Source organism: Mesorhizobium sp. M0088, from assembly GCF_040322895.1.
Lineage (GTDB): Bacteria > Pseudomonadota > Alphaproteobacteria > Rhizobiales > Rhizobiaceae > Mesorhizobium.
This window is the reverse complement of sequence record NZ_JAMYUI010000013.1, coordinates 186,195-206,877: the sequence shown is the minus strand read 5'-3', so window position 1 is coordinate 206,877 and position 20,683 is coordinate 186,195. Positions and strand designations below refer to the sequence as shown.

Below are 20,683 nucleotides of genomic sequence, written 5' to 3'. Positions count from 1 at the left end.
TGGTGTTCGTGGGCTGCGTCTTTTGTGAATATGAGCCTGGAGCCTTGGTCGGGGGGGCGGCGCGGAGGTTGGCTCAATCGCTCTAATCCCACGAAATCTCTCTCGTGTAGATACAAGGTGGCGCTGCGAAGCCGAGACGGAGTGGGGGAAGCCGGTTCTTAAGGGCAAAGCCGCTGATAAGTGAGCGCGACCATGCTGGTCCGATATCGGGGAGTGGTCGGAAGCGCAGACAATTGCTCCAGACGGCCAGCCTCCCGAATTCTCGAACGATCTCAGGGTTCGAGTTCGACATCCCAGTACAGATAATCCATCCAGCTCTCATGCAGATGGTTGGGCGGGAACAGGCGGCCATTGTTGTGCAGATCGTGCACCGTCGGCTGGAAAGGCTTCTGCAGCGGCCACATCTTGGCATGCGCCGGCATCATGCCGCCCTTCCTCAGATTGCAGGGCGAGCAGGCGGCAACGACATTCTCCCATGTCGTCGCACCGCCGCGATGGCGGGGGATGACGTGATCGAAGGTCAGGTCCTCCGGCGTGCCGCAATACTGGCACTGGAAGCGATCGCGCAGGAAGACGTTGAAGCGGGTGAAGGCCGGGTGCCTGGAGGGCTTCACATAGGCCTTCAGGCTGACCACGCTCGGCAGCTTCATCGAGAAGGTCGGCGAGGAGACGGCGTGCTCGTATTCGGCGACGATGTTCACCCGGTCGAGGAACACCGCCTTGATGGCATCCTGCCACGACCAGAGCGACAAGGGGTAATAGCTGAGCGGACGGTAATCCGCATTCAGCACCAGTGCTGGAAGCCCATCCGGAGATACGGCAACCGTCACGTGTTCACCTCCTTGGTTCTAGACCCGAACGGCGCGGATACTGTAAGCCCGACATGACAGGGATGTGAAGCGGATTGTCGCGTCGCTGAAGCGCCAAAAATGCATGATTTTTATGATTTTTCGCGGATTCAAGCCGGCGGCGCGGCGTCCCGCCCCCTGGTTTCACGATAATAGGACCAGAAAAGCCGCGATGCGACACCTCGCCACGGGCTCCATGATTCGGCCAATGCGATCAGGGTTTTCTCCGGCGGACGCGGCTCGATGCCAAGCGCGTGGCCGACCGCGCTCTGCAGCGCGACGTCGCGCGCGGGGAAGATGTCGGGATGCCCGGCGGCGAATAAGAGATACACTTCCGCCGTCCACGGGCCGATGCCGGACACCGCCGTCATCGTCGTGATCGCCTCCTGGGCATCGAGCGAACAGAGGTGATGCAGGTCGAGGCCGTCGACCACGGCCTGGGCAACAGCGATCAGGCCGCGCTGTTTGGGCCGCGACAGGCCGGCTTCGCGAAACATGTCCTCGCCGGCGGCCAGGATCGACTGCGGCGTCAGCGGATCGACGAGTTTGGTCAGCCGGCCGAAGATCGCATCGGCACTGGCGCGGGAAACTTGCTGCGAGACGACGATCGACGCCAGGCTTCGAAAGCCCGGCTCGGACAGCCGCAGCGGCACCTCGCCGGCCATGCCGCGCACCTTTTCCAGGCGCGGGTCGATCACGCAAAGCGCATCGAGCCCCCGGGCAATGTCGTCTGATGTCACGATACGGCGCATGCTTTCTTGTTCCTCGACCGTCGACAGGGTAGCAATTGGCGAAGCGCCGCAAAACATGATTGCCGCCTGAGAGATGACACTCCTGACATTCCGCTTCGCGCCCAGCCCCAACGGCGACCTGCATCTCGGCCACGCCTATTCGGCGCTGCTCAACCAGAAGCTGGCGGCACGGGCGGGCGGACGCCTGCTGCTGCGCATCGAGGATATCGACACGACGCGCTGCACGCCGCAATTCGAGGCCGGCGTGCTTGCCGACCTGAAATGGCTGGGGCTTGGCTGGGAAGAGCCGGTGCGCCGCCAGTCCGAGCATTTCGCCGAATACCAAGCGATGCTCGAGCGGTTGATCGCGGAGGAACTCGTCTACCCCGCCTTCATGAGCCGTGGCGAGATCCGCGCCTTCATCACCGACAGCGAAAAGCGTGGGCGCGACTGGCCGCGCGATCCCGATGGCGTGCCGCTCTACCCCGCCGTGGACAAGGCGCTGCCGCTGAAGGAACGCCAGCGGCGGATAACCGAGAATGCGCCCTTCGCCTGGCGGCTGGATGTCGAGGCCGCCATGGCGCGTGTCGGCAAGGACCTGTCTTGGACAGAGTATTCCGACGAGACGCTTTCCACGACGCGCTCCGTCGAAGCCCGCCCGCAGGACTGGGGCGACGTGATCTTGGCGCGCCGTGACATCCCGACCAGTTACCACCTCGCCGTCGTCATGGACGATGCGCTGCAAGGCGTCAGCCACGTCGTACGCGGCCAGGATCTGTTTTCCGCCACCGGCGTGCAGCGCCTGCTGCAGCGACTCCTGGGGCTGCCGCAACCGGCCTATTTCCATCATCGCCTCATCCTCGGGCCCGACGGACGAAAGCTGTCGAAGAGCCTGGGCGATACCGGCCTCGCCGCGCTGGGTCACGCCGGCGCATCACCTGATGACATCAGACGGACGGTCGGGCTTTGACCAGGCGAGATCACCTGCCAAATGCGCCGGCCGTTGAATTTCAGTGATGTATGGATCAATGGTTTCGCTTTGCGCGTCGGGTTGAAGCGCATTAGAGCAGCGCCACGGTCAACTCTCCCCAGTACGGCGGCCTCCGGAACATGCACAGCATCAAGCGGTTCATCCCCGCCACCTTCGTCGTCTTGTGGGCCACCGGCTTCATCGGTGCGCGCTACGCCATGCCGTGGGCGGAACCGTTCACCTTCCTCGCCGCGCGTTTCGTCCTCGCTGCTATCCTGCTGGCCGTCCTGATGCTTGTGCTTGGCTCGAAAAGAGCCACCCGCCAGGAGGCGCTGCATGCCACCGGCGCCGGCATCCTGATGCATGGCGTCTATCTCGGCGCCGTCTTCTGGGCCATCCACAGGGGCATGCCGGCCGGCTTTTCAGCCCTCATCGTCGGCCTGCAGCCACTGATCACGGCGGTGCTTGCCGGTAAGTTTCTCGGCGAGGCGATCCTGCCGCGCCACTGGCTTGGCCTTGGCATCGGCCTCATCGGTATCGTCATCGTGCTGTGGCCGAAGCTCGGCGCGCTGGGCGGCGGCGTGACCGCGGCGACATTGACCGCCTCGCTGGTCTCGGTACTTGGCATGAGCGCCGGCACCATCTGGCAGAAGCGCTTCGCCTCCGGCGGCGACCTCGTCGCGGCGACCATGTGGCAATATGTCGGCGGTGGTTCGCTGATGCTCCTCGCCTCGCTCGCTTTCGAAACCCACACCGTCGTCATCAATGGCGAGCTGATCTTCGCCATGGCCTGGCTGGTGCTGGTGCTGTCGCTCGGCGCCATTTTCCTGCTGATGGTCATGATCCGCGACGGGGAGATGTCGAAAGTGGCCTCGCTGTTCTACCTGGTACCGGCGGTGACGGCGGTCATCGCATGGGCCCTGTTCGACGAGCAGCTCAACGCCCTGCAGATCGTCGGCATGGCGATCACGACCTTCGGCGTTGGCTTGGCAACAGCGCGGCAGACGAAGGGAAGAACTGTGGAATTGAGGAATTGAGGAATTGAGGAATTGAGGAATTGAGGAATTGAGGAATTGAGGAATTGAGAAAGAAGCACAGACAGCGCCGGATATGGCCCGCTTTTTCTCCAATTCTTCAGTTCTTCAATTCCTCAATTCGACCTGTCATCCCACCCGCGCACGTGCCTCCAGATAGCGGCTGATCGCGGCATTGAGCTCGCCGCCAAGGATGAAGATCGCCGAGACCATGTAGAGGAAGACCACGGCGATCATGATCGAGGCCAGGCCGGCATAGGTCGTCACATAGGACGAGAAGTGGTCGAGATAGGTGGCGAAGATGGTCGAACCGATAAGCCATGCCGCCAGCGTGAAGACGATGCCCGGCACCAGCGAGACGAAGCGGCGCTTGCCCGCCGGCAGCCAGAAATGCACGGCAAACAATCCGCCGACAATGACCGCCGAAGCGATGACGTAACGCCACAGCGTGATGGTGCCCATATAGGGCTTGATCCAGTCGATATGGGCTTCGGCGATCCGCGCCAGCAGCGGCGCGAACACCAGGAGCACGCTGATCGCCAGGAAACCGGCCGTGGCGATGAGAACGAAGATGATGCTCTGCACCCGGCGGTAGATGATGCCGCGCGTTTCCGAAACGCGATAGGCGCGGTTGAGCGACGTGCGCAGCGCCTCGATGCCGTTCGACGCAAAATAGGCAGCAAGCACCACACCATAGGTCAAAAGGTCGGTGCGCCGGACGGTCAGCACATTGAGCACTTCGCGCGCGATCGGCTTGGCGATCTGTTCGGGCCAGGTGTCGAAGACCAGATGCACGGCGGTGTCGGAGAACGCCTGCGCGCCCAGGAAGCTCGCCAGCGTCGTCGCGAAGATCAGGAACGGGAACAGTGCCATCAGCGATGTGATCGCCAGATGGCTGGCCATCGCCCAGCCGTCATCGGTGTTGAAATGGCCGAGCGCGTCGTAGAGGACCCGCTTGAGGGCTACGATCTTCCGCAACAAGAACCGCGCCCTCCAATTGTCTCCACGCCGGGAATATGGGAAGGGATTGCGGCAAATGGCAACCCTTGGCGAAACCACGAACAGTCCGGCGCAGAAGTTGCGCTCGATTATCATCACCGGTGCGTCTTCGGGAATAGGCGCGTACTGCGCCCGCGCGTTGAAGGCGGAAGGCTGGCGGGTGTTCGCAACGGCGCGCAGGCCGCAGGATATCGCCGCGCTCGAAGCCGATGGCATCGAGGCCTTCTATCTCGATTATTGCGAACCGGACTCCATCGCCGCGCTGGTGACGGCGGTGCTCGACCGCACCGGCGGCCGGCTCGACGCCCTTTTCAACAACGGCGCCTATGCCCAGCCTGGCGCCGTCGAGGATCTGCCCGTCGCGGCGCTCAAGCAGCAGTTCGAGGCGAATTTCTTCGGCTGGCATGATTTGACCCGCCGACTGGTGCCGGTGATGCGCCGCCAGGGTGACGGTCGCATCGTCCACTGTTCGTCGATCCTTGGCCTCGTGCCGGTGCGCTTTCGCGGCGCCTATTCAGCGTCGAAGCACGCACTCGAGGCCTTGATGCTCTGCCAGCGCCAGGAACTGGCCGGCAGCGGCGTCCACGTTTCGCTGATCGAACCGGGGCCGGTGAAGTCGAAGATCGCCAGCAATGGCCTCATTTGGTTTCTCGGCAACATCGACCACGAGAATTCCGTGCACCGCGTGGACTATGCGGCGCAACTCGAGCGGCTGCGGGCCGGCGGCAGCCAATCGGCCTTGAAGCCAGGGCCGGAAGTCGTTCATGTGGCGCTGCGCCATGCACTTCTGTCGCGGCGCCCGCGACCGCACTATGTGGTAACATTGCCGGCCAGGATCGGTGCGGTGCTCAAACGCATCCTGCCGGCATCGATGCTTTACCGCCTGATGGCCAAACGCGCCTGAACGCCAAAACAACTGGAACGAAACAATGGCAACCGTCTTCAACATTCTCGCCATTCTGGTCATGGTCGCCGTTGCGGTCGTGCTTGTTCGTGGCCTCATCAATATGATGCGCGGCGGCTCCGGCGTCACATCGAACAAGCTGATGCAGGCGCGCGTCATGCTGCAGGCCGTGGCGCTGGTGCTGATCCTGCTTGCGGTGTATTTCACCCGCAAGTGAGGGATGTCGGCGGGGAGGCGAAATGGTCAAGCTCAACAAGATCTACACCCGCACCGGCGATGATGGCACCACGGGTCTCGGCACCGGCGAGAGGCGGCTGAAATCCGACCTGCGGGTAGACGCCTACGGCACGGTCGACGAAGCCAATGCCTGCATCGGCATCGCCCGGGTCCACACGGCCGCGATCCATCCCGCGATCGACGCCATGCTTTCCCGCATCCAGAACGATCTGTTCGATCTCGGCGCCGATCTCGCCGTGCCCGACGACGGCAAGCCGCTCGGCTATGAGCCGCTTCGCATCGTCGCCGTGCAGACCGACCGGGTCGAAAAGGACATCGACCTTCTCAACAAGGAGCTTCAGCCGCTCAAATCCTTCGTGCTCAATGGCGGCACGCCGGCAGCGGCGGCACTTCACCTTGCCCGCACCGTGGCGCGGCGGGCCGAAAGGCTGATCGTGGCCCTTGCCCAGGATCCGGACGAGCACGTCAACCGCGACGGTCTGAAATACATCAACCGGGTCTCGGATTTCCTGTTTGTCGCCGCCCGGGCGGTCAATGACAACGGAAACGCCGACGTGCTATGGGTTCCCGGCAAGAACCGCTGATTGTCGAAAGCGGAAGAGGGCCTGGGGCATGTTCATCCCGCTTTACGACACCAACAGGCTGCGGCACATCAGGCTGCAATATGTGACCATCGGGCTGATCGTGGTCAATGCCCTGGTCTACCTTGCCACCGCGCTCGGCGGCGAGAGTTTCTCCAATGCCGCCGTGCTTGGCCTCGGCTTCATCCCGTCGGTCGTCCATGACACCGCCGAGCTTGATCCGCGTTTCATCGTCATCCCCGAAAGCCTGAGCTACCTCACCTATTCCTTCCTGCATGCAGACATCTTCCATCTCGGCGGCAACATGCTGTTCCTGTGGGTGTTCGGCGACAATGTCGAGGATGCGCTCGGCCACATCCGCTACCTCATCTTCTACCTGTTGTGCGCGATCGCCGGCGCCGCCTTCCAGGGCCTCGTTGCCTGGGATTCGCAGGCGCCGCTGATCGGTGCCTCCGGCGCCATCGCCGGAGTGGTCGTCGCCTATCTGATCCTTTATCCCAGGGTGAAGGTCTGGGTGCTGGCCTTTGCCCGCATCCCGCTGCGCATCCCGGCCTTCATCCCGCTCATCTTGTGGGTGCTGTTCCAGGTGGTGATGTTTGCCGCCGGCGGCGAGGACCAGATTTCGTGGGCCTGCCATATCGGCGGCATCATTGCCGGAGCCGTTCTTGTGCTCGTCCTGCGCAGCCGCGGCGTGCCGCTGTTTGCCGGCGCCGACGAGGACGTCGCGCCCACCGCTCCCGACCAACCGCCGGTTGCCACGGAACCGCTGATCCCCGACCCGCCCGCCGCGACGCCGCGCTGGGGGCGAGGAAACACTTCCAGTTCGGACTGAACCGATTTGAGCCGCTTGCAGCGTATTGACGTGCAGGGTTGCCGCAACTACGGAAACGTCACCGCCGCAACCTAAGGCGGGCAAACACCAGAATTTCCATCCGGCCGGAATTCCATCCGGCCAAAATTCAGTCAGGAATGTCGGCTTTCGACAACTCAGAACGGGCGCAGGCTGCTATAGCGCGCCCAACTAGCGTGAAGAGGTGACAGGCAAATGAAGATCCTTGTGCCCGTGAAGCGGGTTGTGGATGCGAACGTCAAGGTTCGCGTGAAGGCTGATGGTTCGGCGGTGGAGCTCGCCAACGTCAAGATGGCGATGAACCCGTTTGACGAAATCGCGGTGGAAGAAGCAATCCGGCTGAAGGAAGCCGGCAAGGCTGAAGAAATCATCGTCGTCTCGATCGGCCCGCAGCAGGCGCAGGAAACACTGCGCACCGCGCTCGCCATGGGCGCCGACCGCGCCATCTTGGTCAAGACCGAGGAACAGACCGAGCCGCTCGGCGTCGCCAAGGTGCTGAAAGGCGTCGTCGACGCCGAGCAGCCCGGCCTCGTCATTCTCGGCAAGCAGGCCATCGACGACGACTCCAACCAGACCGGCCAGATGCTGGCCGCACTGCTTGGCTGGGCGCAGGGCACCTTCGCTTCCAAGATCGTGCTCGACGGCGACAAGGCCAAGGTGACGCGCGAGGTCGACGGCGGCCTGCAGACCGTGGAACTGAAGATGCCGGTGATCGTCACCGCCGACCTTCGCCTTAACCAGCCGCGCTATGCCTCGTTGCCCAACATCATGAAGGCCAAGAAGAAGCAGCTCGACGAGAAGACCCCGGCCGACTACGGCGCCGACGTCAAGCCGCGGCTGAAGGTCATCAAGACCGAGGAGCCGAGCGGCCGCAAGGCAGGCGTCAAGGTCAAGAGCGTCACTGAGCTGGTCGACAAGCTCAAGAACGAAGCCGGCGTGTTGTAAGCGATCGGGAAAGGAACAGAAAAATGGCTATTCTCCTCATCGCAGAACACGACAACGCAACGCTTTCCGACCAGACCGCCAAGGCGCTGTCGGCGGCGCTGCAGATCGGCTCGGACGTGCATGTGCTGGTTGCCGGCAAGGGCGCCAAGCCGGCAGCCGACGCTGCCGCCAAGCTGAAGGGCGTGAGCAAGGTGCTGCTGGCCGAGGCAGACGAACTTGCCGAGCGCCTGGCCGAACCGACGGCAGCGCTCATTGTGTCGCTGGCGGGCGCTTACGACACCATCATCGCGCCGGCGACCTCGTCGGGCAAGAATGTCGCGCCGCGCGTGGCTGCGCTCCTCGATGTCGCGCAGGTGTCCGAGATCATCGAAGTCGTATCGACCGACACCTTCAAGCGGCCGATCTATGCCGGCAACGCCATCCAGACGGTGCAGTCGAGCGACGCCAAGAAGGTGATCACGGTGCGCACGGCCTCGTTCCAGGCAGCCCCCGAGGGCGGCTCGGCGGCGGTCGAGACCGTCAAGGCCGCGGCCAATCCCGGCCTGTCCACCTTCGTCGAGAACAAGCTTTCCGAGACCGACCGTCCGGAGCTGACCTCGGCCAAGATCATCATCTCGGGTGGTCGTGCGCTGGGTTCGGCGGAGAAGTTCCAGGAGGTCATCCTGCCGGTCGCCGACAAGCTCGGTGCAGCCGTCGGCGCCTCCCGCGCCGCGGTCGATGCCGGCTATGCGCCGAACGACTGGCAGGTCGGCCAGACCGGCAAGGTGGTTGCCCCCGATCTTTACATCGCGGTCGGCATCTCCGGCGCCATCCAGCATCTCGCCGGCATGAAGGATTCGAAGGTCATCGTCGCCATCAACAAGGACGAGGAGGCGCCGATTTTCCAGGTTGCCGACTACGGCCTCGTCGGCGATCTCTTCGTCATTCTGCCGGAGCTGCAAAAGGCGCTTTGACGCTTTCTGCCAAAGCGTATTAAATGGTGAGGGTGGGGTAGACGAAGTCGCCCCGCCCTTTTAGTTTGCACCGCACAAAAAGCAGGCCGCAAAGGCGAAAAGCAATCCAGCAAAAGTGCGCAGCGGTTTTGCGTCCGGAATTGCGGTAAAATAAAAGGTGGAGCGCTTTCGCAGTTCAAGCGGAAGGGCTCAGGACGGGATCGGTGTAATGAGCAAGATCGAGACGATCGGCATCATCGGCGCGGGCCAGATGGGCGGCGGCATCGCCCATGTCTCCGCGCTTTCGGGCTACAAGGTGCTGATCTACGATATTTCGCCCGACCGCATCGAGAAAGGCATCGCCACAATCAGCGGCAACATGGCCCGCCAGGTGGGGTCCGGCAAGCTCGACGAGAAGGTGCGCAACGACGCGATGGGCCGCATTTCGGCCGCGCCCGCGATGGCCGATCTTGCCGGCGCGGATCTGGTGATCGAGGCGGCGACAGAGGACGAGACGGTCAAGCGCAAGATCTACGCCCAGCTTTGTCCGCAGCTCAATCCCGAAGCCATCCTGGCGACCAACACCTCGTCGATCTCGATCACGCGGCTTGCCGCGCAGACCGACCGGCCTGAGCGGTTCATCGGCATACATTTCATGAACCCGGTGCCGCTGATGAAGCTGGTCGAGCTGGTGCGCGGCATCGCCACCGAGGACCAGACCTTCGAGGCTGCCAAGACCTATGTGAAGCAGCTCGACAAGACGATCACGGTCTCGGAGGATTTTCCGGCCTTCATCGTCAACCGCATCCTGTTGCCGATGATCAACGAGGCGATCTACACGCTCTATGAGGGTGTCGGCTCGGTCGACGCCATCGACACCGCCATGCGGCTCGGCGCCAACCATCCGATGGGGCCGCTGCAGTTGGCCGATTTCATCGGGCTCGATACCTGCCTGTCGATCATGCAGGTGCTGCATGACGGCCTGTCGGACTCGAAGTATCGCCCTTGCCCGCTGCTGGTGAAATATGTCGAGGCCGGCTGGCTCGGCCGCAAGACCGGGCGCGGCTTCTACGACTATCGTGGCGAGCATCCCGTTCCGACGCGCTGAGCGCATCGTCGACGCAAATCAGGGACAAGCCTTCGGATCGGCGGTTGACAGGCTCGATCAGGAGGCCGCCGCCAGCGGCTCTGTCCGGCCCTCCACGATCCGTGCGTCGGACGCCACGGAGACACAGCCGCGGCCGGCCGCCTTGGCCGCATAGCAGGCCGCATCGGCTCTCGCGATGATCTCGTCGACCTCGCCGCAATTGGCATTGATCGCAGCCAGTCCGATGCTGGCGCCGATCACGTGAAGACGGCCGTCCCAGGTGAAGTCCAGCCCGCCGATCGCATCGATGATGGAGCGTGCCGCGATCTTGGCGCCGGCTGCCGAACCCGATTTCAGAATGACCGCGAATTCGTCGCCGCCGAGGCGAGCGACGATATCGTCTGGACCAAGCACGCCGCGAATCGCCTCGGCAACCCGCTTCAGCAGCGCGTCTCCCGCCGCGTGTCCGCCGGTGTCGTTGACCAGTTTGAAGTGGTCGAGATCGATGAACATGAACTGATGTCCGGCGCCTCCGACCGACTTCGTCGTGTCGGCGGTGCCATCCTTGCGGGCCTGGCCGACCAGGTCTTCCATGGCGCGGATGAAGCTCGAGCGGTTGGCAAGGCCGGTCAGCGCATCGTGTGCCGCGGCATGCGCCAGCTGGCGCTGCAGCGCGCGCGCATCGGTAAAGTCCTGGAAGACGATGACCAGCCCGCAGAATTCGTTCCGTTCGTTGATGATCGGCGACACCACCTGGCGGATGCTGCAGCGCGTGTCGTCGCGCCGGATCAGGACGGCGCGGCTGTTCTGGTCGGCGGGCGCATGAACGCCAACCGCGGGCCGGGTGACGCCGATCCTGTGCCCCGTCTCCTCGTCGACCGCCCAGTAGACATGGCCAAGCATCTTGCCGAGAGCCTCGCCGCCGGCAATCCCGGTCAGCTTTTCGGCGACCGGGTTCATGAAGGTGATACGGTTTGCGGCATCGGTGCAGATGACGGCATCGCCGATCGATTGCAGCGTCACCCTCAGCCGCTCCTTTTCGTCGGCAAGCATTGCCGCCGACACAGTAAGGCGCTCTTCGGCCTCCTTGCGACGGGTGATGTCGGTCAGGCTGCCGATGGCCCTGATCAGCCGTCCATTCTCGTCGCGTTCGATAGCCTTGCCGCGGTCGAGTATCCACATCCAGTGGCCATCCTTGTGGCGCATCCTGAACTCGGCCTCAAAGAACGGTGTCTTGCCCTCGAGATGGGCGCGATCGGCTTCGGCGACAGTCTCGCGATCGTCGGGATGAATCATCTCCAGCCAGCGGTCGGTGTCGCCATCGAGCTCGCCATCCGCATAGCCCAGCATCTTGACCCAGGTCGAGGAATAGGTCGTGCCACCCTTGCGCATGTCGAGGTCCCAGACGCCTTGGCCGGCACCGGCGAGCGCGAAATTCCAACGCGTCTCCGCCTCGGCAATGCGCGCCTCGGCCTGCTTGCGCGCGTCGATGTTCTCGATTTGCGAGACGAGATAGAGCGGGCGGCGGCTGGTCTCATCGCGAATGACCGAACCGGCAAGATGGGCCCAGACGGGCGTTCCGTCCTTCCTGAGATAACGCTTCTCGAAGTGGAAGGAATTGACCGTGCCCGCCTTCAGATCGTCCATCGTCTCCCGCCCGATCAGCAGATCGTCGGGATGCGTGATCTGGAAGAAAGTCAGCGCCTCGATCTCTTCGCTCGTGTACCCAAGCATGGCGGCGAAGGCCGGATTGGTCTGGCGGATGCGACCGTCGAGACCGACAACCACGATGCCGATCGCCGAATCCTCCATGGCGCGGCGGAAGCGCAGCTCGCTCTCGGCGATCTGCTGGCGATCCCTGCTGATCCTGCGGATAGACAGGGCGGCGAGGAACAGCGCGCCCGCCGCCACCGCCACCGCGATCTGCAGGCAGAGCCTCAACGCTTCGGTGCCGAATTCCAGGCTCGACAGCAGGATCGAGGTCGCCAGCACGCCCAGGCCGGCGACGAGCAACGCCAGCCCTGCATGCCCAAGAGATTTTCGGCTGGTCAATCCTCGCCACATCACGATACGTGCCACCCCCGTGCGCAAACGCATGTTCTCGCATCAACCTTGGCGGATCGATTTTAAGGAAAGGTTGCGTCCGGCATGCCGGCGTGGTCGCTAACCGGCAAACAATTGCCGGCATGATTAAGGATCGGTGCACGGGTCCGCGATCGTTACGAAACGCTACCAGCGTATCAAAAACCGTCCGCCGAGCGCACCGAGCAATGCGAGCCCTGCGATCGCTGCCGTGTACCAGGTGGCGACGAAAAGCGGCGAGTCGTCGAAGCAGTGCGCGGCATAGAAGGTTGCCGCCAGCCCGCCGGCGAGCAGACCCGCCACCGCACCGGCAAGCACCGGCCGTGTCGGCGCGCCATAGCGCAGCATCCACAGGAAGATGGCAAGCGGGCCAATACCGATCAGCGGGATAAAGCCCATGCAGAGCATCATGTTGGAGCCGACCATCCGTGTACCCCACAGCGCCTCCGGCACCATGAAAAGCTCAAGAAGCACCGCCACGGCGACCAGCACCGGCGCCGCAGCCATCCAGGCCATTGCCCGGCCCGTCGAGGCGCCCGGCGTCGACAAGGCGCGGATCAGGGCGAAGGCGCTGACGGCCAGCACGATGGTGAAGACGAATTTGGAGAGGAAGCGCATCGTGTGAGCGGCCGCCACGAAGTCCGGGCGCGGACCGATGGTCAGCAGGAATACGACGGCCGCGATCACCGCCCCCGCACCGGCGGCCAGCCACCAGGCCGACAGCAACGGGATTGCCTTGCTGCTTGCGTCGGCGTCCAGCGCCTTGATGAGATCATCCGTCCTCATGTCATTCCCGCCCGAACCGCCCCTGCCCGAATCGCTTGGCTATCGCGGCAAGTCCGCGATGCAGCGACACACGCACCGCCGTCTCGCTGATGCCGAACTTCGCCGCCGTCTCACCGATGGACCGCCCTTCCACCGACACGGCCGAGACCACGGAGCGCTGTGCCGGCGACAGGCTGTCCAATGCCCGGTTGATGTCTCGCTCGCTGACGGTCTCGGTTTCCGGCTCGGCGAACGTCTCGGCGATATCGTCGACATCAATCTCGATGCGCCGTCCTCGCCGCCGGAACGCATCGATCAGCTTGAAGCGGGCGATCGCGTAGATCCACGGCAACACCGGCGCATCCTGACGCCAGGTATGTCGTTTTACATGAATAGCCAGCAAGGTTTCCTGCACGACATCCTCGGGATCGACCCCGCCCTGCACGATCTTGCGCCTGGCAAAACCGCGAACCAGCGCGGCAATCCGGTGCAGAAAGTCGGCGTAAGCCCTTTCATCTCCCGCGATCGCGGCCCGCATCAGCCGGGAAAGTTCGGCCTCGTCCTTGCCGCTCACAAGAGTTCACTCCCCCGAATTTCGCGTCTCGGCACTGATTTGTTACGTGGCCGGCGAAATAATGTCCAAGCCAAACTATCGGCAAATCACGAAAGATTGCGGCACACCGCGCGCCGATCGCCAGTGCGATATTGCCCCGCGCTCTTGTTCGAGAAATCAAGGCTTGGCGCCGAACATGGCGTCCCGGAAAGACCTGAAGCCCTTTCGAACGGTCAGCTTCATCCGTCTGCGACGGTACTTGTTTTTCAGGCGGCCCAAGATCTGGAGATGTGTCTCATCGATAACCGGAGTGGATAGGGGATCGTTAGCATACGGCAGCTGTGCCAAGGCATCTGCATGCATGTTGGCGTAAGGCAACGAATCGTATCTGTCGAAGGGTGTGGGCGGGTCGTTCAATACAGTGGGATTGGTGTTGATCTCGAAAACCTGGATACGACCATCGACAATGGTGTAGTCGATCCTGCCATATGAGATCCCCGCCTTCTCGAAAATCGGCATCAGCTCTACCGCATGCGGATTGTCGCGCACAAAGGCGGTATGCTCGACCCGATGTCGCCCCGACATGCCGCCTCCCTGTACCTTTATGAACCACTCCTTGCTGGCGAAGCAGTGTTGCGCATAACTGCGCTCGCCGATCCGATATGCCGAGTATTTTCGGTAGCTGCCATCGGCACCAGCCTTTGCTCCAAACTCCACCACCATGGGGCGAACAAAATTCATCGTACCCAGGTTCGAGAGCGCCTCGCCGAGTTCCGCCGGCGATTGCAACAGCGGCGGCACTTTATAAGCGGCGCCCGTCTCATCACGCAGAAAGACAGGGAAACGCATTCCCGCCGGCAGACTTTCGGGTCTGTATACATTGAAATCATTGATGCCGTCCGCGAACAGCATGCGCAATAGATCGAAACGCTGAAGGCTTTTTCGGGGATGGTTGAGTTGAAACAGGTCAGGCTGCTGCGACTTCATCCGCTGGCTGAGATTGGAGCATGCTTCAATCTCTGCTTCGCTCAGTCGGTCCAAATCCGTCCAAAGAACGGTGCCTCTGGAAATCTCAAGCAGATGCTCCCGTTCGTCATAGGGGACAAAGCGCACAGAACCCTGCAAATCTGTTCGAAAATAGAGTAGCAGGCTTGCCAGGGTATAGGCATGCAAGCGATGGCAAACATAGAAGATCATGAGACAACCCGCCCCTACTCATGCACTCATCAACAGCTGGTATCAGAAAATTATCGATTCGATATCGCAATTACGAGCCGCCTTTCGACGATGAAGATGATCGTATTTCAACAACTTATGGCAGACGACGTTCCGGGCATGGCCGCGATGGAGGCCGCGGCCTGGGGAAGACTCGGTGCCAGCGAAAAAACAATTCACCACCGGCTTTCGCTCGGGCATACAATGATCCTGGCCATGGTTGAGAACCTTGTTGCCGGCGCGATCTGCTTCGTGGAAACCAGCCAAGATCCGCACGATACGGGAAGGTTCCCCAAGACCTTCTCCGCCTACTCTTCGCTTGCCAGGAGCCAACCTGCACGGTCACTCTACGTGTACAATCTTGGTGTGCGACCCGAATTCCGCGGCACCGACATGGCACGCCGCCTGTTGTCGCAAATGTCTGACTATGGACGGCAGGTCGGTGCGCGTTGGTTGGTCGGCGACGGACGTTGCCCGTCCTACGCGGGAGCACAGGACGAGTTGCCCGACAAGGTTCGGCCGGATCCGGAATTTCGTCGGACCATCGACGATTGGCATCGGACCGGTGTCATGCCTTCGGTGGAATCCATAACGAGGGATCCGCTACTGCGGTTCTATAACCGTGTTCTCCGGTGCGAATTTCTACATCTCGCGTCCGATTTTCTACCTGAAGACATGAGTTCCGGCGGATTTCGCGTTATCTTTGCTGTCGATCTTGCCCGATGACAGATCAGGCTGATCTATTTGACCCCATCGCCCATGGCAGCGATGCGTTTCCCGAATTCGCCCGTCGTCGGAGTTCAGGAGGCGCCAGTTGGGGCAAACCTCCTTATCCCGAGGTCGGTGAAGCCTTCTACGTGTTCAGCCATGCGCTTGTTTCCCAGGCCTTGAAACACCCGCTGTTGCTGCAGGCACCGCCGGGCGCCTATCAGGAGGTCAGGCAAAAGATCAGCGCCAATCCGGCCCTGGACCTGTTGACCCGTTCCATGCTGCTGTCCGACCCGCCACGGCACATGCGCCTGCGCCGCCCATTGGCTGGTTCGCTAAGCTTTTCCTCCAGCAACGGGCTATTCGACCGGCTTGCGGCCAAAGCGTCGGAACTTACGCAGGCAGCTGTACAAAAACCGGAGTTCGACGCGGTTCGTGATATAGGCCTGCCGCTATCGTTTTCAGCCCTGGAACAGATCCTTGGTATCGACATGGACGATCCCTGGCGGATTGGCGCCGACGCACAGCTTATGGCCAACGCCCTGGAAATAAGGGCCGGCGGCGTAGACGAAGACGCAAACGATGCCTGCCGCCGGTTGGAGGCATGGGTATCCAGCGTGATAGAACACGGTACTGTGCGCCCAAACGGTATTTCAGCTCAGATGCTTGCCGAAGTCGAGGCTGGCCGCTGGCTGAGAGACGATGCCGTTGCAAACATCGTATTCCTGCTCTTTGCCGGGCAGGCGACAGTCGTCGATACCTTCGGCAATGCGCTGGTCGCGCTTGCACGCTTCCCAGAACAGCTTTCGCTGCTTGAAGATGGGAAAGTCAGTTGGTTTTCAGCAGCCGAAGAGCTGCTCCGTTTTTGCGCTCCAGTTCACTATGCCGGAGCGCGCATCGCCGCGGAAGATATGCAATTTGGTGGCGCAACCATAAAAGCCGGGCAGGCCGTCGTACCCGTGCTGGCGAGCGCCAATCGAGACATTTCTGTTTTTCCGGCGGGCGACCGGTTGGATTTGGGTTCCGGCATTTCGTCGGCCCTTGCCTTTGGCACCGGACTGCATGCCTGTCTGGGTCAACACGTCGCCCGGTTAGAAATAGCTGTACTGCTGGAGGCCTTGTTCACGCAGGCCAAAGGCTGGTGCTTGGACCTTCCCAGGGTCGTCAGGCGGCATTCGGTGCTTTTCCACGGTCTGCAAGCCGCCCCATTCATCCGGCCCGCGGATCAACCATCGGTTTGAATTCGGCACGCCATTCGGGTCCCTTCATCACTTGGAATTGTGAGCCCGATATCAAGCGTTTGTGCTTCAGCGACCGATTGAAGCAGATCACCAATGTTGACTAAGCCTGTCAGGTATCGGTAGGTGAGCCGGTGCCAACCCGAACTTTAGGACAATGTCATGAAATATGCTCTTTCCACCCTCGCCGGCGCCACGGCGCTGGCAATCATGCTGATCGCCAGCCCATCGATGGCCGAGGATGCCGGCATCATTGTCTATAACGCCCAGCACGAAAGCCTGACCAAGGCGTGGGCCGAAGGCTTCACCAAGGAAACGGGCATCAAGGTCACGGTGCGCAATGGCGGCGACAGCGACTTCTCCAATCAGATCGTCGCCGAGGGCACTGCTTCACCCGCAGACGTGTTCCTGACGGAAAACTCACCGGCCATGGCGCTGGTCGAGAGCGCCGGCCTGTTCGCGCCGGTCGATGCCGACACGTTGGCACAGGTTCCGCAGGATTATCAACCGGCCAGCGGCAAATGGGTCGGCGTCGCCGCGCGCAGCACGGTCTTTGCCTACAACAAAACCAAGCTGACCGCCGACCAGCTGCCCAAGTCGATGCTTGACCTCGCCGATCCGAGCTGGAAGGGCCGTTGGGCCGCCTCCCCGTCGGGCGCCGATTTCCAGGCCATCGTCAGCGCCCTGCTCCAGCTCAAGGGCGAAGCCGCTACCGCCGACTGGCTGAAGGCGATGAAAACCAACTTCACCGCCTACAAGGGCAACAGCACGGTGATGAAGGCGGTCAATGCCGGCGAGATCGAAGGCGGCGTCATCTATCACTATTACTACTTCGGCGATCAGGCCAAGACCGGCGAAAACAGCAAGAATGTCGAGCTGCACTATTTCAAGAACCAGGATCCGGGCGCCTTCGTCTCGATCTCCGGCGGCGGCGTGCTGGCCTCGAGCAAGCATCCCAAGGAAGCCCAGGCGTTCCTGAAATGGCTGACCGGCAAGGGCGGTCAGGACGTGCTGAAAACAGGCGATTCCTTCGAATACGCGGTCGGCAAGGGTGCGGACTCCAACCCGAAGCTGGTGCCACTCGCCGATCTGCAGGCGCCGAAGGTCGATGCCACGACGCTGAACTCCAAGAAGGTCACCGACCTGATGACGGCAGCCGGCTTGCTTTAGTTGCCATTCGTCCTAAAAGGACACCCGACCACGCTCCCGCGGGAATTCGCCTTCCGCGGGAGTGATTTTGTTTTTCGAGATGGCATTCGTCGATGACGACACGCTGTGTTCCCGACCGCGATCGCGGTCCTTCAATTGCTGCCGCTGGACGGCAACGGCACGGCGTCTGACCTGATGCAGTCCGCGGTCGATCTCGCGCGTTCGGGCCTGCCTTCGGGCACAGGCCGAAGGGCCCGGCGACGCGCACCGCTGTGGCTGGTCCTCGCCGCCATCTTCGTTGCGCTGCTGGCGCTGGTGCCGCTCGCCTTCATCATCTGGATCGCGGTGCAGACCGGCTGGGAAACCGTCGCGGCGCTGGTCTTCCGGCCGCGTGTCGGCGAGCTTCTGGTCAACACTGTCCTGCTGGTCGCGCTCTCGGTGCCGATCACCATCGTGCTGTCGGTTGCGCTGGCCTGGCTGACCGAGCGCAGCGACCTGCCGGGCGACCGGATCTGGTCCTGGCTGTGCGTGGCGCCACTCGCCATCCCCGCCTTCGTGCACAGCTACGCCTGGATCACCATGGTGCCGGGACTGCACGGCCTGTGGGCCGGCGTGCTGGTTTCCGTTATCGCCTATTTCCCGTTCCTGTATCTGCCGGTGTCGGCGGCATTGCGCCGTCTCGATCCCGCCCTCGAGGACGCCGCCGCCGCACTCGGCCTTGGACCCCGACGCGTGTTCTGGCGGGTCGTGCTGCCGCAATTGCGGCTCGCCATCTGCGGCGGCTCGCTGCTGGTCGGCCTGCATCTGCTGGCCGAGTACGGCCTCTATGTCTTCATCCGCTTCGACACCTTCACCACGGCGATTGTCGACCAGTTCCAGTCGACCTTCAATGGACCGGCCGCCAACATGCTGGCCGGCGTGCTGGTCAGCTGCTGCTTCGTGCTGCTCGGCCTCGAAGTGCTGGTGCGCGGCGAGGAGCGCTATGCCCGCGTCGGCTCGGGTGCGGCGCGCCATCAGCAACGCGCAAGCCTCGGGCGCGCCACCATTCCGAGCCTGCTTTTGCTTGTCGTCACCACGCTTTTGGCGCTCGGCGTGCCGTTCGTCACCATCGGCGGCTGGCTTGTCGCCGGCGGCGCCGCTGTCTGGCGCCTGGACGAGATCGGCCTGGCGCTTGGGCAGACGCTGTTCCTGGCGCTCGCCGGCGCCTTGCTCGCCACCGTCGCCGCCATGCCGATGGCCTGGATCTCGATCCGCGCCCCGGGGCCATTGCAGCGCCTGCTGGAGGGCTGCAACTACATTGTCGGCTCGTTGCCGGGGGTTGTCATTGCGCTGGCGCTGGTCACCATCACGGTGCGCATCGCGCTGCCGCTCTATCAGACCCTGTTCACCATCCTGGTGGCCTATGCGCTGATGTTCCTGCCGCGCGCGCTCGTCAGCCTGCGGGCGTCGATCGCACAGGCGCCGGTCGAACTCGAACGCGCCGCTTCCAGCCTCGGCCGCCCGCCGCTGCAGGCGTTGTGGTCGACGACGATCCGGCTGTCGGCGCCAGGCGCCGCGGCTGGCATGGCGCTGGTGGCGCTCGGCATCATGAACGAACTGACCGCCACCCAGATGCTGGCGCCCAACGGCACCCGCACGCTGGCGATGGCGTTCTGGTCCTACAGCGGCGAGATTGATTATGCCTCCGCGGCACCTTACGCCTTCATCATGGTGGCGATGTCGCTGCCCTTGACCTGGCTGCTCTATGTCCAGTCGAAACGGATGGCCGGACGATGAGCTTTCTCGAAATCGGTGGCTTGCACAAGCAGTACGGCCCGGTGGCCGCCCTTGCCGGCGTCGACCTGAACGTCGCCAGCGGCAGCCGCACGGCGATTGTCGGTCCTTCCGGCTGCGGCAAGACGACCCTGCTGCGGCTGATTGCCGGCTTCGAGGCGCCGGACCAGGGGCACATCACGCTCGACGGTACGATATTGGCCAATGGCGGCGCTGCGGTGCCGGCATATCGGCGAGGCATCGGCGTGGTGGCGCAGGATGGTGCCCTGTTTCCGCATCTGACCATTGGCGACAATATCGGTTTCGGCATGGGTCGCGGCGAGGACAAGCGCACCGAGCGCATCGTCGAGCTCGCCTATATCGTCGGGCTGGACAAGGCGATCCTCAAGCGCCGCCCGCACGAGCTCTCCGGCGGCCAGCAGCAGCGCGTGGCGCTGGCTCGCGCCATGGCGATGAAGCCCCGGCTGATGCTGCTCGACGAGCCGTTCTCGGCACTCGATACCGGCCTGCGCGCCTCGATGCGCAAGGCGGTGGCCGAGCTTCTGGAAGCTGCCGGCATCACCACCATCCTGGTGACGCACGACCAGGCCGAGGCGCTGTCCTTCGCCAGCCAGGTCGCGGTGATGCGCGACGGCAAGTTCTCGCAGATCGGCACGCCGCGCGAGCTCTATCTCAAGCCGAAGGACAGGATGATCGCCGAATTCCTTGGCGACGCCATCATCCTGCCGGCCAAGATATCGGATGGCTTCGCCAACTCTCCGCTCGGCCGCATCGCGGTCGACACCAATGACAGCCGCGATGTCGCCCGTATCATGCTTCGCCCGGAGCAGATCGCGCTGAAGAGAACGTCGCGCGAGGGCATGTCCGGCACCTCGGACATGCTGTTCGGCGAAGTGACGGAATCCGAATTCGCCGGCTCGATGTGCACGGTCGCGGTGCGGCTCTTGAACAATGCCGATCCGCCCGATGCGGCAGCGATCGGCAACACGCCGCTGGTCCTGCGCAAACCGGGCATGGACGCGCCGGCGGTCGGCGAGATCGTCCGGCTGACCGTATCGGGAAAGGCGCATGTCTTCGCCTGA

21 protein-coding genes are annotated in these 20,683 nt (G+C 62.9%); 14 read left to right on the top strand and 7 right to left on the bottom strand.

All coding sequences use genetic code 11. The features are described 5' to 3' along the window. Nucleotides 1-272: 272 nt before the first annotated feature. Nucleotides 273-830, bottom strand: coding sequence for an HNH endonuclease (locus NKJ67_RS17715; RefSeq protein WP_006328497.1), 558 nt, complete (start codon nt 828-830; stop codon nt 273-275). A gap of 128 nt (nt 831-958) precedes the next feature. After that, entirely contained in the window at nt 959-1,600 is a 642-nt protein-coding gene (locus NKJ67_RS17710; protein WP_352582069.1) for a DNA-3-methyladenine glycosylase family protein, read from the bottom strand. A gap of 73 nt (nt 1,601-1,673) precedes the next feature. Between NKJ67_RS17710 and gluQRS the strand changes: the two genes are divergently transcribed. After that, nucleotides 1,674-2,549 carry a tRNA glutamyl-Q(34) synthetase GluQRS gene (gene gluQRS / locus NKJ67_RS17705; protein ID WP_352582068.1) on the top strand — a complete coding sequence of 292 codons (876 nt, stop codon included), beginning with the start codon at nt 1,674-1,676 and terminating at the stop codon, nt 2,547-2,549. A gap of 140 nt (nt 2,550-2,689) precedes the next feature. Then, nucleotides 2,690-3,586, top strand: a complete 897-nt coding sequence (locus tag NKJ67_RS17700; protein ID WP_127272487.1) for a DMT family transporter — start codon at nt 2,690-2,692, stop codon at nt 3,584-3,586. Nucleotides 3,587-3,712: 126 nt separating this feature from the next. Here NKJ67_RS17700 and NKJ67_RS17695 read toward each other — a convergent pair whose 3' ends face one another. After that, nucleotides 3,713-4,564 (bottom strand): YihY/virulence factor BrkB family protein, encoded by an 852-nt coding sequence (locus NKJ67_RS17695; protein ID WP_127270626.1) that lies wholly within the window; start codon nt 4,562-4,564, stop codon nt 3,713-3,715. Nucleotides 4,565-4,619: 55 nt separating this feature from the next. Here NKJ67_RS17695 and NKJ67_RS17690 point away from each other — a divergent pair, with 55 nt between their 5' ends. The 7 genes from NKJ67_RS17690 to NKJ67_RS17660 all read left to right on the top strand — a co-directional run bounded on the left by NKJ67_RS17690 (nt 4,620) and on the right by NKJ67_RS17660 (nt 10,139). After that, nucleotides 4,620-5,486, top strand: a complete 867-nt coding sequence (locus NKJ67_RS17690; RefSeq protein ID WP_352582067.1) for an SDR family oxidoreductase — start codon at nt 4,620-4,622, stop codon at nt 5,484-5,486. 25 nt (nt 5,487-5,511) lie between these two features. After that, a complete protein-coding gene (locus tag NKJ67_RS17685; RefSeq protein ID WP_013529428.1) occupies nt 5,512-5,703 on the top strand; it encodes a twin transmembrane helix small protein in 192 nt (63 codons plus the stop codon). A gap of 22 nt (nt 5,704-5,725) precedes the next feature. Then, nucleotides 5,726-6,307, top strand: coding sequence for a cob(I)yrinic acid a,c-diamide adenosyltransferase (locus NKJ67_RS17680; protein WP_127270629.1), 582 nt, complete (start codon nt 5,726-5,728; stop codon nt 6,305-6,307). A 28-nt stretch (nt 6,308-6,335) separates the two neighbouring features. Then, nucleotides 6,336-7,136, top strand: a complete 801-nt coding sequence (locus NKJ67_RS17675; RefSeq protein WP_127272488.1) for a rhomboid family intramembrane serine protease — start codon at nt 6,336-6,338, stop codon at nt 7,134-7,136. A gap of 213 nt (nt 7,137-7,349) precedes the next feature. Continuing rightward, nucleotides 7,350-8,099, top strand: coding sequence for an electron transfer flavoprotein subunit beta/FixA family protein (locus tag NKJ67_RS17670; protein ID WP_292655954.1), 750 nt, complete (start codon nt 7,350-7,352; stop codon nt 8,097-8,099). 23 nt (nt 8,100-8,122) lie between these two features. Continuing rightward, entirely contained in the window at nt 8,123-9,052 is a 930-nt protein-coding gene (locus NKJ67_RS17665; protein ID WP_352582066.1) for an electron transfer flavoprotein subunit alpha/FixB family protein, read from the top strand. 208 nt (nt 9,053-9,260) lie between these two features. Beyond that, complete coding sequence (locus NKJ67_RS17660; protein ID WP_013529423.1) at nt 9,261-10,139, top strand: 3-hydroxybutyryl-CoA dehydrogenase; 879 nt, start codon at nt 9,261-9,263, stop codon at nt 10,137-10,139. 57 nt (nt 10,140-10,196) lie between these two features. On the opposite strand, the gene NKJ67_RS17655 is transcribed toward NKJ67_RS17660, so the two are convergent. The 4 genes from NKJ67_RS17655 to NKJ67_RS17640 all read right to left on the bottom strand — a co-directional run bounded on the left by NKJ67_RS17655 (nt 10,197) and on the right by NKJ67_RS17640 (nt 14,715). Then, the gene (locus tag NKJ67_RS17655) at nt 10,197-12,215 is read right to left on the bottom strand and encodes a PAS domain S-box protein (RefSeq protein WP_352582065.1); all 2,019 of its coding nucleotides are present in this window, start codon (nt 12,213-12,215) and stop codon (nt 10,197-10,199) included. A 132-nt stretch (nt 12,216-12,347) separates the two neighbouring features. Then, a complete protein-coding gene (locus NKJ67_RS17650) occupies nt 12,348-12,986 on the bottom strand; it encodes an NrsF family protein (protein WP_352582064.1) in 639 nt (212 codons plus the stop codon). Nucleotide 12,987: 1 nt separating this feature from the next. After that, nucleotides 12,988-13,539, bottom strand: a complete 552-nt coding sequence (locus NKJ67_RS17645) for a sigma-70 family RNA polymerase sigma factor (protein WP_127379999.1) — start codon at nt 13,537-13,539, stop codon at nt 12,988-12,990. A 156-nt stretch (nt 13,540-13,695) separates the two neighbouring features. Further along, nucleotides 13,696-14,715, bottom strand: coding sequence for a hypothetical protein (locus NKJ67_RS17640; protein WP_352582063.1), 1,020 nt, complete (start codon nt 14,713-14,715; stop codon nt 13,696-13,698). A gap of 90 nt (nt 14,716-14,805) precedes the next feature. Between NKJ67_RS17640 and NKJ67_RS17635 the strand changes: the two genes are divergently transcribed. The 5 genes from NKJ67_RS17635 (at nt 14,806) to NKJ67_RS17615 (ending at nt 20,683) form a co-directional block, all read left to right on the top strand. Continuing rightward, nucleotides 14,806-15,459 (top strand): N-acetyltransferase, encoded by a 654-nt coding sequence (locus tag NKJ67_RS17635; protein WP_127318816.1) that lies wholly within the window; start codon nt 14,806-14,808, stop codon nt 15,457-15,459. Further along, on the top strand, nt 15,456-16,682 hold the full coding sequence (locus NKJ67_RS17630) for a cytochrome P450 (RefSeq protein ID WP_127271208.1): 1,227 nt from the start codon (nt 15,456-15,458) through the stop codon (nt 16,680-16,682). The genes NKJ67_RS17635 and NKJ67_RS17630 overlap by 4 nt, the downstream gene beginning before the upstream one ends. A gap of 159 nt (nt 16,683-16,841) precedes the next feature. After that, a complete protein-coding gene (locus NKJ67_RS17625; protein ID WP_127268508.1) occupies nt 16,842-17,849 on the top strand; it encodes an iron ABC transporter substrate-binding protein in 1,008 nt (335 codons plus the stop codon). A 174-nt stretch (nt 17,850-18,023) separates the two neighbouring features. Next, nucleotides 18,024-19,604: an ABC transporter permease gene (locus NKJ67_RS17620; protein WP_127328001.1), complete on the top strand. Its 1,581-nt coding sequence runs from the start codon at nt 18,024-18,026 to the stop codon at nt 19,602-19,604. Beyond that, the gene (locus NKJ67_RS17615; RefSeq protein ID WP_127318804.1) at nt 19,601-20,683 is read left to right on the top strand and encodes an ABC transporter ATP-binding protein; all 1,083 of its coding nucleotides are present in this window, start codon (nt 19,601-19,603) and stop codon (nt 20,681-20,683) included. The genes NKJ67_RS17620 and NKJ67_RS17615 overlap by 4 nt, the downstream gene beginning before the upstream one ends.